This window comes from Pseudoalteromonas sp. S1612, assembly GCF_005887175.1.
GTDB classification, from domain to species: Bacteria; Pseudomonadota; Gammaproteobacteria; order Enterobacterales; family Alteromonadaceae; genus Pseudoalteromonas; species Pseudoalteromonas undina.
This window is the reverse complement of record NZ_PNDH01000190.1, coordinates 1-566: the sequence shown is the minus strand read 5'-3', so window position 1 is coordinate 566 and position 566 is coordinate 1. Positions and strand designations below refer to the sequence as shown.

The window sequence follows — 566 nt, the reverse complement described above, 5'->3', positions numbered from 1 at the left end:
AATCAGCATAGAATCGATCAATGTATATGAGAAAAGGTCATTTATAAGAAAGAGTTAAATAATACCCTTTGGTGCTGCATTCGGATAATGGAAGCCCAATGAAGTGCTCATCAATGCTTGAAACACTTTATAGTTTAGGCGTCGTGTCGTCTTTTAATCGTCCTAGGGTGAGCAATGATAATGCTTATGCTGAGTCGATATTTAAAACGTGTAAATATCGTCCTGACTATCCGTATAAAGGGTTTTCAACAATAGATGAAGCACGTAGTTGGGTGTTGAAATTTAGCCACTGGTATAATTTTAACCACAAACATAGCGGTATTAAATATATAACCCCTCACCAAAGACATTCTGGGGTGGCAAGTGAAGTGTTGGCAAAGAGAAAAGAAGTGTATCAACGTGCTAAGGAGCAAACGCCTGAGCGCTGGAGTGGTGACATCCGCAACTGGGATTTACCAGAGAAAGTGCACCTAAACCCCGAACGTGCATTCGTCAACGTTGTGCGTGCATCACGTAGGGATCCAGACACCTACTAGGACAACCCCCGAGATGAATAACACGAATAT

At 41.7% G+C, this 566-nt stretch carries 1 pseudogene; it reads left to right on the top strand.

Annotated features, from left to right (window positions below):
• Window positions 1-65: 65 nt before the first annotated feature.
• Window positions 66-536 (top strand): annotated as a pseudogene (locus CWB78_RS18650) (transposase); the annotation flags it as partial.
• Between the last annotated feature and the right edge of the window lie 30 nt (window positions 537-566).